Origin of the sequence: Actinomadura barringtoniae, assembly GCF_017573505.1 — a bacterium.
Taxonomy (GTDB): domain Bacteria; phylum Actinomycetota; class Actinomycetes; order Streptosporangiales; family Streptosporangiaceae; genus Spirillospora; species Spirillospora barringtoniae.
Window position 1 is genome coordinate 456,937 of sequence record NZ_JAGEOJ010000005.1, and the last position, 15,846, is coordinate 472,782.

Genomic DNA, 15,846 nt, shown 5'->3' on the forward strand with positions numbered 1-15,846 from the left:
TCAGCCCCCGAACACCCGCAGTGCGGGGCCCGGCGATACGTCTACTTCGTTCAGATCGGGCACCACGACGTCGGCCTGCGCGAGCGCCTGCGCCGACTGCGTGGTGGCCACCCCGACGCAGGTCATACCCGCGGCCTTGACCGCGGCCACCCCCGCGGGAGCGTCCTCGAAGGCCACCACCGTCTCCGGCGGCACCCCGAGGTGGTCGGCGGCGGCCAGAAAGCCCTCAGGGTCGGGCTTTCCGACGGTCACGTCCTCGGCGGTGACCAGGTGGTCCAGCAGTTCGCGGACGCCCAGCTCGGCGAGCAGGCCCTCCGCGTACGGCCGGAACCCGGACGTGACGACCGCCACCGGCACGCCCGCCTCGCGCAGCGCCCCGACCAGCTCGGCCGCACCGGGAACCGGCGCGACCGGCGGCAGGTCGGGGTCGTTCTCGTACGAGATCGCCTGGAGGAACAGCTCCTCCACGGTGGTGTGGTCGGGGAACAGATGGGTCAGCTCGGCGAGCACCTCGCGGCCGCGCCGCCCCGCGAACGAGGCGATCAGCTCGTCGTCGTACGGGGCGCCGTGCGCCTCGAACAGCCGCGACCACATGACGCGGTTGCGCGGCTCGGTGTCGACGAGCGTCCCGTCCAGGTCGAACACGGCCGCGCGCAGCCGCCACTCCGCGGGATCACGGCGCTCGGCCGGGTCAGGGCGCTCGGCGGGGTCGGGGCACTCGGCGGGGTCGGGGCGCTCGGCGGGGTCGGGGCTCAGCTCCATGTGAAGAGCTCGGCTCCCTTGTCGACCTCGCCGGACTCCACCACGTCCGCGATCGCGTCGGCGCCCGCGTCCAGGGCCACGACCGCGCAGATCGGCGAGCGGCCGCCCGCCTCGATCGCGGCCGGGTTCCAGGAGACCAGGGGCTGGCCCGCGGTCACCGCGTCGCCCTCGGCGGCGAGCAGCTCGAACCCCTCGCCCTTCAGCTGGACGGTGTCGATGCCGAGGTGCACCAGGACGCCGTGGTTCTCGGCGTCCACGACGACGTAGGCGTGCGGGTGCATCTTGACGATCTTGCCGGTCACCGGCGCGATCGCCTGGGCGGGGATCCGCTCGGGGTCGACGGCGGTGCCCGGTCCCACCATGGCCTGGGCGAACACCGGATCCGGCACCCCCGCCAGGCCCACGACGCGCCCGCTGACGGGCGACAGTACTCGGGTCATGGCTCTGAACTCCTTCGTCCGCGTGGAGTCGGTCGGGTCAGTCGAGGATGTCCTCGATGTCGCTGGCGATGGTGTCGGCCTCCGGGCCGACGACGACCTGGACGACGGTGCCGCTGCGCATCACGCCGAACGCGCCGGCGGCCTTCAGGCCCGCCTCGTTGACCTTGCCCGCGTCCTCGACCTCGGTGCGCAGCCGGGTGGCGCACGGCTCGATCTCGATGATGTTGTCGGCGCCGCCCAGGGCGGCGACGATGGCCTCGGCCTTGTCCATGGTCATTCCTGCTTTCGGTGCTCAGGTCTTGGCTGTGGTGGTGCGTGGAACGGTCAGTCGGTCTGGGTGACCTTGTTCAGCCCGCGCGGGACGTCCGGGTCGAGACCGAGCCTGCGGGCCAGGTTCTCGACCAGGATCTGGCCGGGCACGATGAGGCCGAGCGGCGAGACCCACTCGGGCAGCGCGGGGCCGGGCAGTGCGAGCGAGCTGGCCTGCGCCAGCCCGGTGCCGCCGCCGATGCCGTAAGCGCGGGCGCCGGCGCTCTTGACCCGCTGGGCCAGCGCGATCGTCCCCGACAGGGTCGGGCCGGCGTCGGCGGCGACCAGCAGCGCGGGGGTCTGGTCGTCGACCACGGCGATCGGGCCGTGCAGCAGGTCGGCGTACGACAGGCCCATGGCGTGCAGGTAGCACGCCTCCTTCAGCTTGAGCGCGAGTTCCAGCGCCGTACCGAACGCGATGCCGCGGCCGGACACGACGGCGCCGGGCACCTGGGCCAGCTCCTCCACGATCGCGGGCAGCGCCTCGGACGCCTCGGTGAGGGCGATCAGGCGCTCCACCTCGTCCGGCACCCGGCGCAGGTCGCCGAGGTCGACGTCGGCGCCGAGCCCGAGGGCCAGCACCGACAGCGCGGCGAGCTGGGTCGTGTAGGTCTTGGTCGCCGGTACGGCGAGCTCGTCGCCCGCCTCGGTGATGAGCGCGACCTCGGCCGCCTCGGCGAGCGGCGAGCCGGCGCCGTTGGTGATCGCGACGGTACGGGCGCCGGACCTGGTGGCCCAGTCCAGCGTCTCGACGATCTCCTCGGTCTTGCCCGACTGGCTGATCGCGACGGCGAGCACGCCGGACAGGTCCAGCTGCTTCTTGTAGGTCGTCGCGATCGACGGTGCGGCCAGCGTGGCGAGCCGCCCGGTGTGCGACTCGACCAGGTAACGCCCGTACACCGCGGCGTTGTCGGACGAGCCGCGCGCGATGAACAGAACCTGGCGGGTCCCGCGGGCGAGCAGCCCGACGTCGGACATCCGCGGCAGCAGAGCGTCGATCGTGCGGGTCAGAGCCTCGGGCTGCTCGCCGATCTCGATCCGCATCCGGCTGGTGGTCATGATCCCCCTCTGAAGACGTTCTGCCCGTTGATCCACGTCGCATGCGCGCGGAGGTCGTCTCCGAGCCAGACCAGGTCGGCGGCGGCGCCGGGGGCGATGCGGCCGAGGTCCGTCCGTCCGATCAGGTCGGCCGGGACGCGCGTCGCGGCGTCGATGGCGGTGACAAGGTCGATCCCGACGCCGACCGCGTTCGCGATCGCCTCGTCGAGGCGCAGGCCGGAGCCCGCGAGCGTGCCGTCGGCGCGCAGCGGAGGGCCGCCGCCTTCGGGCATCGTGATGGGTTCGCCGCCCAGCTCGTAGGTGCCGGGGGGCATCCCGGCGGAGGCGGCGGCGTCGGTGACCAGCACGACCCGGCCGGGCGCGGTCTGGAAGACCAGGCGCACGACGGCCGGGGCGACGTGGACGAGGTCCACGATCATCCCGGGGTGCAGCCGGTCGTCGGTGAGGGCCTGGACGGCCACGCCCGGGTTGCGGTGGTCGACACCGCTCTGGGCGTTGAAGATGTGGGTCACCTTGCGGGCGCCGGCGTCGGCGGCGAGCTTGGTCTGCTCGGCGGTCGCGTCGCTGTGGCCCACGCTGACCAGGACGCCGTTCTCGGTGAGGGTACGGATCGCGTCCAGTGCTCCATCGCGTTCGGGAGCCAGCGTCACCAGCTTGACCAGGCCGGTCTCCAGCAGCGTGGCGAGCGCCTCGGGGGTCGGGTCGGTGAGGTGGGCGGCGTTGTGCGCGCCCTTGCGCTTCTCTGAGAGGAACGGGCCTTCGAGGTGGACGCCGAGCACGCGCGTGCCCGTTCCGTCCAGGCCGGGCAGCAGGTCGCGCAGGCGGGTCAGCGCGTCGGCCTGCACCCGCACCGGCGCGGTGATGAACGTCGGGAGGAACGAGGTCACGCCCGTCTCGGGGAGGCGGCCGACGACCTCGCGCCAGCCGTCCTCACCGGCGTCGACCATGTCGTGGCCGTAGAAACCGTTCACCTGGATGTCGACCAGGCCGGGCGCGAGGACTCCGTCGGGCAGGTCCACGTCCGGGGTGCCGTCCGGGCGGCCCTCGCCGACCTCGGTGATCACCCCGTTCTCGGCGCGCACGTATCCCGGTGAGAGAACGCGGGTAGGACCACCCGCGACGGGGATGTTGATCACGCTTTTCGCGGTGATGAGAAGTGATGCCATGCGTGCGCACTCTCCGTGACGCTTGAGCCGCTCTTTGCGGTCGGATTGCCACTGGTCTAGTCCGGACTAGACCAGTACGAACCATACTCCACACAACGGTCAGAGCGAAGATGTCGGTCCGAACTTCTGAGATCGGGCCCACTCGGGGGAGGTCATCCGCTCATGAGTTCCACGGCCAGCGTGGCCGGCGGGGGCGGGGGCGGCGCGAGCAGCGCCTGGTCCTCGACGTTCGCGGTCCTGCAACGCATCGGGCGCAGCCTGATGCTCCCGATCGCGGTGCTGCCCGCGGCCGGCATCCTGCTCCGTCTCGGCCAGGCCGACCTGCTCGGCGCGGACGGCCTCGGCTGGGACCGCATCGCCGAGGTCTTCGCCGCGGCGGGCGGCGCCCTGCTGGACAACCTGGCGATCCTGTTCGCCGTCGGTGTCGCGATCGGCTTCGCCAAGAAGGCCGACGGCTCGACCGCGCTGTCGGCCGTCGTCGCCTACCTGGTCTTCGACCGGGTCTCGAAGACGATGTTCTCGCACTCCTCGCAGCTCAAGGGCACCGTCGTCCAGATGGTCCAGCAGGAGGACGGGAGCCTGAAGGAGACCATCGGGTACGGGCTGAAGAACCCGACCCAGGTGCTCGGCGGCATCGTCGTCGGCCTCATGGTCGCCCTGCTCTACCAGCGCTTCTACCGCATCAAGCTGCCGTCGTGGCTGGCGTTCTTCGGCGGGCGCCGCTTCGTGCCCATCATCAGCGCCGCCGCCGCGCTCGTGCTCGGCGTCGTGTTCGGCATCGTGTGGCCGACACTGGGCGGCTGGATCGACGACTTCGGCGACTGGCTGACCGGGCTCGGCGCGGTCGGCGCCGGCATCTACGGCATCTCCAACCGGCTGCTGCTGCCGTTCGGCCTGCACCACATCCTGAACTCGCTGATCTGGTTCGTGTTCGGCACCTACAACGGCCCGGACGGCGCGGTGCACGGCGAGATCAACCGCTACCTGGCGGGCGACCCGCACGCCGGTACGTTCCTGTCGGGCTTCTTCCCGGTGCTGATGTTCGGGCTGCCGGGCGCGGCCATGGCCATCTGGCGCGCGGCGCCTCCGCACAAGCGGGGCGCGGTCGGCGGCCTCATGATCTCGGCGGCGCTGACCGCGTTCGTCTGCGGCGTGACCGAGCCGATCGAGTTCTCGTTCATGTTCGTGGCGCCGGTGCTGTACGCGATCCACGTGGTGCTGACCGGCATCTCGATGTACGTCCTGGCCGCGATCGACGCCCAACTGGGCTTCTCGTTCTCCGCGGGGCTCATCGACATGCTGCTGAACGCGACGAAGAGCAACACCAAGCATCTGTGGGCCATCATCGGCCTCGGCGTGGTCTATTTCTTCCTCTACTTCGGGATCTTCACGTTCGTGATCAAGAAGTTCAACCTGCCGACGCCCGGCCGCGAGCCCGACGACGCCGAGGGCGCCGTCATCGATCCGGCGACCGAAACGTCGAAGTAGTACCGAACATAACGATTTCGCAGGTCACGGAGGGGCCGGGGCGGTGTCCTCACCGCCCCGGCCTCCGCCGTCCGAGAGGTGGGCGGGAGCTGGGCGGACGGCGGGATTTACAGCCCGCTGACCTGCGGAATCCATTGATCTTGGGGCGCCCGTGGCGTGATGCGGCCGTTATTCATTCGTGCATTGACACGGGTTTAATGGCTGTGGTCTAGTCCGGCCTAGACCAGTACTGACCTGACCCGACCAGTACTCCCGACCGGACTCCCCGGCCCTCGAGGACCCCCGTGACAGCCATCGACCCGAACAGCCCCGTACCGAAGTACTTCCAGCTCCGCGCGATCCTGCTCGACCTGATCGAGAACGCGGAGCTGCCGGTGGACGCGCCGATCCCGTCCGAGCGGGAGCTGTGCGCCAAGTACGACCTGTCCCGGATGACCGTGCGCCAGGGAGTCGACCAGCTGGTGACCGAGGGCCGGCTGTACCGGGTGCCTGGCAAGGGGACGTTCGTCGCACGGCCGAAGATCGAGATGCCGCTGCGGCTGGTCTCGTTCACCGAGGACATGCTGGCCCGCGGGCTGCGGCCGGGCGCGGTCGACCTGACCCGCCGCACCGTGCCCGCCGACGCCCGCCTCGCCCGGCTCTTCGAGGTCGAGGCCGGCACCCCGATACACGTCATCGAGCGGCTGCGCACCGCCGACGGCGAGCCGATGGCGCTCGAACGCGCGCACATCCTGGCCTCCCTGGCCCCCGACCTGCTGGACCGCAGGCTGGCCGACCGCTCGCTGTACGGCGTCCTCGAGGCCGTGTACGGGCTGGTCTTCGACGCCGGCGACCAGACCATCGACGCCGCGGTGGCCGACGCGGCCGAAGCCAAGCAACTCCACATCCCGCGGGGCAGCGCCGTGCTGCTCCTCCAACGCCGCTCGTACTCCAACGGCATCTGCGCGGAACTGGGCGTCTCCACCTACCGCGCCGATCGCTACCAGATCCACACCGCCCTAGGAAATCCCCCGAGCAACCAGAACAACCACAACTGATCCGTCCGGGCCGCCCCCGCAAAGGCACCCCGCAGAGGCGCTTCCGCAAAGGCCCGCCCGACTCATTCCGCCCAAGGACCCGCCCGACCCGTTCCGCCCCAAGGCCATCGCCCGGCCTTCCACACCCATGCCGCCAAGGCGCGATCCGCCGCTCTCCGCAGCGATCCGCCGGCCGCGGCCAGACGTCTAGCGCCCCATGCGTCTAGCGCGACCCCCGGTAAGAGGAGGAAACCCCCTGATGAGTTCGACAACAGCCGTGGGAAACATCCCCGGCGGGAGCTCCAAGGCCCTCGCCGTGCTGCAACGCATCGGCCGCAGCCTCATGCTCCCGATCGCCGTCATGCCCGCCGCGGGCCTCCTGCTGCGCCTCGGCCAGCCCGACGTCATCGGCGAGAACAAGGACGCCTGGTTCAACTTCTCCGGCGCCGACCGGGTCGCCGAGATCTTCGCCGCCGCCGGCGGCGCCATCTTCGACTGGCTGCCGCTGCTGTTCGCGGTGGGCGTCGCGATCGGCTTCGCCAAGAAGTCCGACGGCACCACCGCCCTGGCGGCCGTGGTCGGCTACATGGTCTTCCACTACGTCAGCATGACGATGTTCTTCCACACCTTCGACGAGAAGAGCCAGGTCTACAGCAAGATCACCAAGCAGCTCTTCGACCCGGACAACCCGGGCAAGCCGAAGGTCGCGCTCGACCTGGCGGCGGCCAACCCCACCAAGGCGCTGGGCGGCATCCTCATCGGGATCGTCACCGCCCTGCTCTACCAGCGCTTCTACCGGATCAAGCTGCCGACCTGGCTGGCCTTCTTCGGCGGCCGCCGGTTCGTGCCGATCATCACCTCGTTCGCCGCGCTGCTCCTCGGCCTGCTCTTCGGCTGGGTCTGGCCGGTCCTGGGCGACTGGATCGCCAACGCCGGCGAGTGGATGTCGGACAACAGCACGATCGGCGCGGCCGTCTACGGCGTCATCAACCGCGCGCTGCTCCCGCTCGGCCTGCACCACGTCGTCAACAACGTCGTCTGGTTCCAGATCCCCGACTGCACGGTCGGCGGCAAGGTCTACTCCGGCGACCTGAACTGCTACCTGCAGGGCCAGGACGGCGCCGGCTGGACGATGACCGGCTTCTTCCCGGTGCTGATGTTCGGCCTCCCGGCCGCCGCGATCGCCATGTGGCGGGCCGCGCCCAAGCACCGCCGCCCGGCCGTCGGCGGCATCATGATCTCCGCCGCGCTGACCGCGTTCGTCACCGGCATCACCGAGCCGATCGAGTTCGCGTTCGTCTTCATCGCCCCGGTGCTGTACGGCGTGCACGCCATCCTGACCGGCGTCTCCCTGGCCATCGCCGACGCCCTCGGCATGAAGCTCGGCTTCAGCTTCTCGGCGGGCGCCATCGACATGATCATCAACGGCAGCAAGTCCAACACCCACAAGCTGGTCCCGTTGATCATCATGGGGCTGATCTACGCCGCGATCTACTACCTGCTCTTCACGTTCATCATCAGGAAGTTCAACCTCGCCACCCCGGGCCGCGAGCCCGAGGGCGAGGAGTCGATCGCCGTCGACCCGGCGACCAACCCCGAGCTCGGCGGCGGCACCGACACCAAGGGCCGCCGTTCCAAGAAGGACCGCGTTCCGCAGGAGGAACCGGCGAAGTAGATCCACCGGGACCGACAGCCCACCGGTCCCACCCTCCGAGCCCCGTCCCCCTAACGAGGCTCGCACCCGCGGCGGCGGGGCGCCCCCCACACCCAGGCGCCCCGCCGCCGCTTGCTTGTAGGACGTTGAACGCGTTACGCCCGTGCCCGGTGTCGGTCACGGCGTATCGATCTCGGCGGCGCGGCCTCCTGGTCGGTGAATTCACCTGAACCAGGAGGTCGTTGTCATGCGCGAGCGTTTTTCGTACGTCACTGATGGCTCACTCGCTTTGCAGGCGGGGGCGGATGCGGCGTGGCAGGGACCTGGGCCCGTTGAGGCCACGGTGCGACTGGTGGTGGAAGTGATGGCGGGAACGGTGCCCGTACGGCAGCTGGCGCGGCGGGCCACGGCGGAGGTCTGCATGAGCCTGGCCGCCCACCAGGCGCCTTTAGCGAACGGGGCCCGAGTTTCGCCGCCGCGCGTACTGACGTCCTGGATGCAGGAACCGGCCGCCGGGGTGGCCGAGGCGGGGGCGGTGGTCGTACTGAACGGGACCGTGCAGGCGCTCGCATTGCGGCTGGAGTACGGGCGCGGCCGCTGGCGCTGCACGACCATCGAGACCGCCGAACGGATGGGGTCGCGCCTGCGAAAGCTGACCCTCCCCTAGGCGGCCGAGCGGACCCTGCCCTCAGCGCGAGACCAGCCGTTGACCGGCCTCAGCGCCGTCGGCTGAGCATCCTGAATGCGCGAAACGGCCTCCCGGACGGGTCCGGGAGGCCGTTTCAGAGCGTGTTACTTGTTGCTCGGGTCGCCGTGGCAGCGCTTGAACTTCTTGCCCGAGCCGCAGGGGCACGGGTCGTTGCGGTTGACGCCGGCGTACTCGTCGTCCTCTTCGACGTGGTGCTCGACGTCGCCCTCGGCGGTCGGGCCGGAGTAGTCCAGTTTCTTCGGACGCGACGGCTTGTCGTCCAGGCCCTTGGCGTGGATGTGCGGCGCATCGTCGGCGGGAACGTCGTCCACCGGGACGTCGTCGGTGGCGGCCGAGTCCGACACCGCGACCGGGTTGACGCCCACCGTCGGCGCCTGCTCGGCCTGGTCGTCGACCTCGACCTCCAGGTTGAACAGGTAGCCGACCGACTCCTCCTTGATGCCGTCGAGCATCGCGTTGAACATGTCGTAGCCCTCGCGCTGGTACTCGACCAGCGGGTCGCGCTGCGCCATGGCCCGCAGGCCGATGCCCTCCTGGAGGTAGTCCATCTCGTACAGGTGCTCGCGCCACTTGCGGTCGAGCACCGACAGGACCACACGGCGCTCGAGCTCGCGGACGACCTCGCCGCCGAGCTCGTCCTCACGCTTGTCGTACGCGGTCTGGGCGTCCTCGCGGATCTTCTCCGAGAGCGTCTCGGCGTCGAGACCGGAGATGTCGCCGCCGACCTCCTCGGCCAGATCGTCGGTGGTGACCGAGATCGGGTAGAGCTGCTTGAACGCCTTCCACAGCTTGTCGAGGTCCCACTCCTCGGCGAAGCCCTCGGCCGTCGCGCCCGCGACGTAGCCGTTGATGACCTCGTCGATCATGGTGCGGACCTGCTCGTGCAGGTCGGCGCCCTCGAGCACGCTGCGGCGCTCGCCGTAGATGACGGTGCGCTGGCGGTTCAGCACCTCGTCGTACTTCAGGACGTTCTTGCGCATCTCGAAGTTCTGCTGCTCGACCTGGCTCTGCGCCGACTTGATCGCATTGGAGACGATCTTGGACTCGATCGGCACGTCGTCCGGGATGTTCAGCCGCGTCATGATCGACTCGACCCGCGCGGAGTTGAACAGCCGCATCAGGTCGTCCTCGAGGGACAGGTAGAAGCGCGACTCACCCGGGTCGCCCTGACGGCCGGAACGACCGCGGAGCTGGTTGTCGATGCGCCGCGACTCGTGCCGCTCGGTGGCCAGCACGTACAGGCCGCCGGCGTCGACGACCTCCTCGTGCTCGCCCTTCACGGCCTCCTTGGCCTTCTCCAGCTCGTCCGGCCAGGCCGACTCGTACTCGTCCGGGGTCTCCAGCGGCGTGAAGCCGCGCTTGTGCAGCTCCAGGTCGGCGCGGAAGTCGGGGTTGCCGCCGAGCATGATGTCGGTGCCACGACCGGCCATGTTGGTCGCGACGGTGACGGCGCCCTTGCGGCCCGCCTCCGCGATGATCGCCGACTCCTGCTCGTGGTGCTTGGCGTTCAGCACCTGGTGCGGGATGCCGCGCCGCTTCAGCATCTTGCTGAGCCGCTCGGACTTCTCGACCGAGGTGGTGCCGACCAGGACCGGCTGGCCCTTCTCGTGCCGCTCGGCGATGTCCTCGACGCACGCCTCGAACTTGGCCTGCTCGGTCTTGTAGACCACGTCGGCGACGTCCTGGCGGATCATCGGCTTGTTCGTCGGGATCGGCACGACGTTGACCTTGTAGGTCTTGTTGAACTCCGCCGCCTCGGTGTCGGCCGTACCGGTCATGCCGGACAGCTTGGTGTAGAGGCGGAAGTAGTTCTGGAGGGTGATCGTGGCGAGAGTCTGGTTCTCGTCCTTGATCGCCACGCCCTCCTTGGCCTCGATGGCCTGGTGCATGCCCTCGTTGTAGCGCCGGCCGTGCAGGATGCGGCCGGTGAACTCGTCGACGATCAGGACCTCGCCGTTCAGGACGACGTAGTCCTTGTCCTTCTTGTAGAGCTCCTTGGCCTTGAGGGCGTTGTTGAGGAAGCTCACCAGCGGCGTGTTCTCGGGCGCGTAGAGGTTGTCGATGCCGAGCCAGTCCTCGACCTTCTCCACACCGGACTCGGTGATGCCGACCGTGCGCTTCTTCTCGTTGACCTCGTAGTCGCCGGGGCCGTACTCGTCCACCTGGCCCGCGGTGCTGACCAGCTCGGCGCGCTTCAACCGCGGCGTGATCTTGGCGAACTCGCCGAACCACTTGGAGTTCTGCTCGGCCGGGCCGGAGATGATCAGCGGCGTCCTGGCCTCGTCGATCAGGATCGAGTCCACCTCGTCGACGATGGCGAAGTTGTGGCCGCGCTGGACGCACTCCTCCAGGCTCCACGCCATGTTGTCGCGCAGGTAGTCGAACCCGAACTCGTTGTTGGTCCCGTAGGTGATGTCGGCGTTGTAGGCGACGATGCGCTCTTCCGGGGTCATCTGCGGGAGGATGACGCCGACCTCGAGGCCCAGGAACTGGTGAACGCGGCCCATCCACTCGGCGTCACGCTTGGCCAGGTAGTCGTTCACCGTGACGACGTGGACGCCCTTGCCGGAGATCGCGTTCAGGTAGGCGGGGAGCACGCAGGTCAGGGTCTTGCCCTCACCGGTCTTCATCTCGGCGATGTGGCCGAGGTGCAGCGCCGCGCCGCCCATGATCTGGACGTCGTAGTGGCGCTGGCCGAGCACGCGCTTGGCCGCCTCACGGGCGGTCGCGAACGCCTCCGGCAGGAGCTCGTCGAGGGACTCCCTGATGGCGTCCTTCTCGTCCTTGCCCTTGTCGGTCAGCGCGGCGACCCGTTCGGCGTGACGCTCCCGATAGGAATCGGTGAGCTCGCGCAGCTCGGCGTCGCTCATGTCGAGGAAGTCTTCCTCGATCGAGTTGACCTGATCCGCGAGCTTCTTGAGCTTGCGCAGGATTTTGCCTTCGCCCGCACGAAGGATCTTATCGATGACTGGCGGCACTCTCAGAGGCTCCTTGCAGATCGTGGGTCACCGCGACCGGCGGCACGCACACCACACGTACGATGCCATCGTAGGCGAGACCCAGGATGGTCTAGCGCACGCGAAGGCGCAATCCAAGCCCCATTCTGTTTGACCTACCCATCCCGGCGGAAGATCTAGCAATGCACCTGAGGGGGGCGTGAGATGTCAGAAGAGTCCCACGGATCGCATGCGGGCAGGCCCAGTTCCTGGGTCGCCGTCACGATCATCTTCATAGGCTTCGTCCTGGGCGGGGTCGCCCTGGTCATCGGCCCGAACTGGATCCTGTTCTGGGCAGGCGTCGCGGTCGTCGTGGTCGGCGGCATCGTCAGCGCCGCCGTCCACGTCTTCTCCGACGTCGTCGTGGACGCCCCGCGCGTCATCCCGGAGATCGTGGACTATTCCCTGTTCGGCAAGAGCACCGACCGCCGCCGCGGCGGCCTGGCCGGCGAGACCCTGGAAAGTCCCACCAGGACCGACACCCAGCAAATGCCGCACGGCTGACCATCGCCCACGACACACCCAAACCCGCAGTTCCCGAACCGCCCTGCCCACCCGTGGGCAGGGCGAACGCATCCCCGGCCCCTTCCCCAGCGTTCTCCCGGCTCAGGCGGGTGGGGTCAGGTCCAAGCCGCGGCCCATGCCGGATGGGTTGATCCTTTCTACGCGGACCGAGTCGCAGCCGACCCAGGCGGCGGCTCGCCAGAGGGCTGTGCGGAGAGCCTCCAGGGTGGATTCCTGGCGGGCGGGGGTGGTGGCCCAGGGCTCCAGGGTGACCTGGCGGGCGATCAAGGTCGTTGCCTCGCGGGCGGGGTCGACGCGGCCCAGGAGGCGGCCACCGGCCAGCAGGGGCATCGCGAAATAGCCGTGGATCCGCTTGTCCTTGGGGACGTAGGCCTCCAGGCGGTGGTCGAAGCCGAAGACGCGGGAGGCGCGGGCGCGGTCCCAGACCAGGGAGTCGAACGGGGAGAGCAGCGTGGTCACGTGGCGGCCCCGGGGCGGGGTGGCCAGGGCCTCGGGGTCGGCCCAGGCTGGCTGCTTCCAGCCCTCCACCTGGACGGGGACCAGGCCGGTGGCCTCGATCACCGCGTCCACCTGGTCCTGCTTGACGCGGTAGTAGTCCGCGAGGTCGGCCCGGGTGGCGACGGCCAGTGCCTCACCGGCGCGGCGGACCAGGCGAGTCAGGCACGCCGCGTCGTCGAGGTCCTGGTCGAGCAGGTGCGGCGGTACGACGCGTTCGGCCAGGTCATAGACGCGGCGCCAGCCCACGCGGCGGACACAGACCACCTCGCCGATGTCCCACAGCCACTCGATGCCGATCTTGTGGTCGCTCCACTGCCACCAGTCGGCGCCCGCCTTGGCGCCGCCGAGGTCCTTGGTGGTGATCGGGCCGTCGGCCAGGCGGGCCCTGATCTCGTCGCAGACGCCCTCGGGGACCTTGTGCCAGCGCCAGCCCCGTTCGACGAACGCGCGGCGCCGGAACGCGAACGAGGGCCATTCGGAGATCGGCAGGATCGAGGCGGCGTGCGCCCAGTACTCGAAGGCGCGCGGCTTGTCGCCCCAGTAGGCCTTCTCGACCGTGGCGCGCCCGACCGGCCCGAGGCGGGCGTACGGGATCAGCTCGTGGGAGCGGGCGAGCACCGAGATCGTGTCGAGCTGGACGGCGCCCAGGCGTTCGAGCAGGCCCGGGACGCCGCCGTCGCGGCCGCCCGAGCCCAGCAGGCCCTGGGCGCGCAGCTGCATGCGGCGGGCCTCGTCGGCGGTCAGTACGTTCACGCCGCGATCGTAGAACGCGACACCGACAAAACGCCTTCAACGGTTGCCCCGCGTCCGCCAGCGACGGCCAAACGGCCTCCGCGGGCGGGTCGGACGGCCGCCGAAGGCGATCCGGTGATCGCCCGGAGGCGGGCTGGTGATCGCCCGGAGGCGGGCTGGTGATCGCCCGGAGGCGGGCTGGTGATCCGGAGATCCGGGTCAGGTGATCTCGAGGAGTTTCTCTCGGACGGCGTAGACGACGGCTTCCATCCGGGAGTGGAGCTGGAGCTTCTCCAGGATGTTGCGGACGTGGTTCTTCACCGTGTTCTCGGAGATGAACAGCTCCTTGGCGATCTCGCGGTTGCCGAGGCCGCGGGCCACCAGGCGGAGGACTTCCATCTCGCGCTCGGTGAGGCGGGGCGCCGGGACCTGCTGGGTGCGCTCTTCGCTGCGCTTGGCCAGCGAGGCGAACTCGGTGATCAGCTTGGACGCCATGGACGGGCTGATCAGCGACTGGCCGCCGTGCACGGCCCGGACGGCCTGCGGGACCTCGTCGATCGAGATCTCCTTGAGCAGGTAGCCGCTGGCCCCGGCCTTGATGGCCTCGAAGAGGTCCTCCTCCTCGTCGCTGATCGTCAACATCACGATCTTGGCGCTGGGGGCGGCGTCCTTGATGGCCGTACAGGCTTCGATGCCGCTGCGGCGCGGCATCCGGATGTCCATCAGCACGACGTCGGGCAGCAGGTCGCCGGCCATCTCGACCGCCTCGTGACCGTCACCGCCCTCGCCGATCACGTCGATGTCGTCCTCGCCCTGCAGGACCATCTCCAGGCCGCGGCGGAACAGCGCGTGATCGTCGACGATCAGCACCCGGATCGAGTCGGCGGGTGCCTCCCCGTCCCGGCCTCCTGGTCTTGCGGTGTCACCGGCGGCCTGACGGGGAACCGCCGCGGCGCCGCGAGTCTCGGGATTCTCGCTCACCTGAGTCGCGGCGTGGAGGAGACGCCGCTTCCCCCCTTCACAGTCCGTGATCTTGGGTCTCTCGGAGGGTCCCGGGGTCGTTCCCCCGGGGAACGCGTGGGGCCCGGGGTCGCCCCCGGAGAAACCTTGTCGCGGAACGGTGGCCCGAGCGAACCGGCGCGCCGTTCACGCGCTGCCGATCGCCCCGGACCACCGTGTCCACGGCCTTGTGCGTAACGCTTTCTAGATCATGACATGCTCTGGACGGTGACGTGACGCAAGTGCCACATCACTCTTCGACAAGGCGGATGACTCCGTAGTCCCACCCTCTCCTCCGGTATACGACGGAGGGGTGGCCGTTGGCCTTGTCGCGGAAGAGGAAGAAGTCGTGGCCCACCAGCTCCATCTCGAAAAGGGCCTGCTCGATGCCCATCGGTTCGGCCTTGTGGAACTTCTCGCGGACGACGACGGGTCCGTCGCCCTCCATGGCGATAGGGACGAGGTGCTCGTCGAGATCCTCCGACGCGGCACCGTCGTAGCCGTCGTTCTCCGACAGTGTGGTCACCGGTCCGGCGTCCTCGGTCGCCGGTTCGAGCATGACTTCTGGGAGCGGCTCCATGGTGGCCAGCTTGGCCGGAGCCCGGCTGCCGTGATGGACCTTGCGGCGGTCGCAGTCGCGGCGTAGGCGGGATTCGAGCTTGTCGAGCGCCAGGTCGAGCGCTCCATATCGATCGTCGGCCGCGGCCTCCGCCCGGATGACCGGCCCGCGCTGGCGAACGGTCAGCTCGACCCGTTCGCGCGTGTCGGCCTGGCGTGGATTGCGTTCCTGGGAGACCTCCACGTCCACCCGGATGACCTTCTGGTTCAGTCTCTCGATCTTGGCCAGTTTGTTGTCGACGTGCCGCCGGAACCTGTCGTTGACGTCCGTACGGCGGCCCTTCACGATGATGTCCACGCGGGACCCCCCTTCTCCCGGAAATAACGGGCTCCCGATGTTCGGGGTCGCACCCGCCCGGCCGACCTGGTCTTCGTCCCCACATTCGCCTGCCGAGGGGCTCGCGGCGCTATCGCCACTACTGCCCTTCTCCCGGTTCGAGCGATGTCTGATCGCTCGGCGGGGCAGGACTTACTCCTAAGGCGCACCGTGATCGGTCGACGAAAAGTCGCCTTACGTGGGCCGCTTCGCCTGCGCCTGGCATCGGCTTGCCGGACCGCCTGACGTGCTCTCGAAGAGCACGGCGATCCGACGCAACCACGGACCCGGGCGGGTGCCATGTCAGGAACGCTAACCCCTTACGCCACGAATGTCAGGTGGGTGAACGGAGGAAAAACTCACGCACCGTCATCGACGCACCTCTCACCGCCGTCTCATACGGCTCCCGGGCCGCCGCTGGCGTGCCGTGGATCCCCCTGAACGCAGGGGTTCCATCCGGCGGCCTCCACCCAGGTCACCGCGATATGGCCGCTTGGTGAGTTTTGAAAATCCAGACCGCGTCGATGACCGGCCGTGACTGTTGATAACACAACCATCT

14 protein-coding genes are annotated in these 15,846 nt (G+C 69.3%); 5 read left to right on the forward strand and 9 right to left on the reverse strand.

Going from position 1 to position 15,846, the window contains the following annotated elements:
* From J4573_RS14900 to nagA, 5 genes are read right to left on the reverse strand one after another with little or no spacing between them, the layout of a single operon-like run.
* A complete protein-coding gene (locus tag J4573_RS14900; RefSeq protein WP_208256022.1) occupies positions 1 to 762 on the reverse strand; it encodes an HAD family hydrolase in 762 nt (253 codons plus the stop codon).
* A complete protein-coding gene (locus J4573_RS14905; protein ID WP_208256023.1) occupies positions 753 to 1,202 on the reverse strand; it encodes a PTS sugar transporter subunit IIA in 450 nt (149 codons plus the stop codon). Before J4573_RS14905 ends, J4573_RS14900 begins: the two co-directional genes overlap by 10 nt.
* Positions 1,203 to 1,239: 37 nt before the next feature.
* On the reverse strand, positions 1,240 to 1,473 hold the full coding sequence (locus J4573_RS14910) for a PTS sugar transporter subunit IIB (protein ID WP_208256024.1): 234 nt from the start codon (positions 1,471 to 1,473) through the stop codon (positions 1,240 to 1,242).
* Positions 1,474 to 1,526: 53 nt separating this feature from the next.
* Complete coding sequence (locus tag J4573_RS14915) at positions 1,527 to 2,570, reverse strand: SIS domain-containing protein (RefSeq protein WP_243772970.1); 1,044 nt, start codon at positions 2,568 to 2,570, stop codon at positions 1,527 to 1,529.
* Positions 2,567 to 3,736: an N-acetylglucosamine-6-phosphate deacetylase gene (gene nagA, locus J4573_RS14920; RefSeq protein ID WP_208256025.1), complete on the reverse strand. Its 1,170-nt coding sequence runs from the start codon at positions 3,734 to 3,736 to the stop codon at positions 2,567 to 2,569. The genes J4573_RS14915 and nagA overlap by 4 nt, the downstream gene beginning before the upstream one ends.
* 162 nt (positions 3,737 to 3,898) lie before the next feature.
* Between nagA and J4573_RS14925 the strand changes: the two genes are divergently transcribed.
* The 4 genes from J4573_RS14925 (at position 3,899) to J4573_RS14940 (ending at position 8,561) form a co-directional block, all read left to right on the forward strand.
* Positions 3,899 to 5,224 carry a PTS transporter subunit EIIC gene (locus tag J4573_RS14925; RefSeq protein ID WP_208256026.1) on the forward strand — a complete coding sequence of 442 codons (1,326 nt, stop codon included), beginning with the start codon at positions 3,899 to 3,901 and terminating at the stop codon, positions 5,222 to 5,224.
* Between the two features lie 284 nt (positions 5,225 to 5,508).
* Positions 5,509 to 6,261 carry a GntR family transcriptional regulator gene (locus tag J4573_RS14930; protein WP_208256027.1) on the forward strand — a complete coding sequence of 251 codons (753 nt, stop codon included), beginning with the start codon at positions 5,509 to 5,511 and terminating at the stop codon, positions 6,259 to 6,261.
* A gap of 238 nt (positions 6,262 to 6,499) precedes the next feature.
* Positions 6,500 to 7,915 carry a PTS transporter subunit EIIC gene (locus J4573_RS14935; RefSeq protein WP_208256028.1) on the forward strand — a complete coding sequence of 472 codons (1,416 nt, stop codon included), beginning with the start codon at positions 6,500 to 6,502 and terminating at the stop codon, positions 7,913 to 7,915.
* Between the two features lie 226 nt (positions 7,916 to 8,141).
* Positions 8,142 to 8,561 carry an Rv3235 family protein gene (locus J4573_RS14940; protein ID WP_279575464.1) on the forward strand — a complete coding sequence of 140 codons (420 nt, stop codon included), beginning with the start codon at positions 8,142 to 8,144 and terminating at the stop codon, positions 8,559 to 8,561.
* 125 nt (positions 8,562 to 8,686) lie between these two features.
* Here the strand turns inward: J4573_RS14940 and secA are convergent, their stop codons facing one another.
* A complete protein-coding gene (secA, locus tag J4573_RS14945) occupies positions 8,687 to 11,581 on the reverse strand; it encodes a preprotein translocase subunit SecA (protein ID WP_208256031.1) in 2,895 nt (964 codons plus the stop codon).
* Positions 11,582 to 11,764: 183 nt separating this feature from the next.
* On the opposite strand from secA, the gene J4573_RS14950 reads away from it, so the two are divergent.
* Positions 11,765 to 12,103 carry an HGxxPAAW family protein gene (locus tag J4573_RS14950; protein WP_208256033.1) on the forward strand — a complete coding sequence of 113 codons (339 nt, stop codon included), beginning with the start codon at positions 11,765 to 11,767 and terminating at the stop codon, positions 12,101 to 12,103.
* 102 nt (positions 12,104 to 12,205) lie between these two features.
* Here J4573_RS14950 and J4573_RS14955 read toward each other — a convergent pair whose 3' ends face one another.
* From J4573_RS14955 to hpf, 3 genes are all read right to left on the reverse strand, one after another.
* Positions 12,206 to 13,375 carry a winged helix-turn-helix domain-containing protein gene (locus tag J4573_RS14955; RefSeq protein ID WP_307796636.1) on the reverse strand — a complete coding sequence of 390 codons (1,170 nt, stop codon included), beginning with the start codon at positions 13,373 to 13,375 and terminating at the stop codon, positions 12,206 to 12,208.
* Between the two features lie 198 nt (positions 13,376 to 13,573).
* On the reverse strand, positions 13,574 to 14,335 hold the full coding sequence (locus tag J4573_RS14960) for a response regulator (RefSeq protein ID WP_208256034.1): 762 nt from the start codon (positions 14,333 to 14,335) through the stop codon (positions 13,574 to 13,576).
* A gap of 268 nt (positions 14,336 to 14,603) precedes the next feature.
* On the reverse strand, positions 14,604 to 15,269 hold the full coding sequence (gene hpf / locus J4573_RS14965; protein WP_208256035.1) for a ribosome hibernation-promoting factor, HPF/YfiA family: 666 nt from the start codon (positions 15,267 to 15,269) through the stop codon (positions 14,604 to 14,606).
* Positions 15,270 to 15,846: the final 577 nt, after the last annotated feature.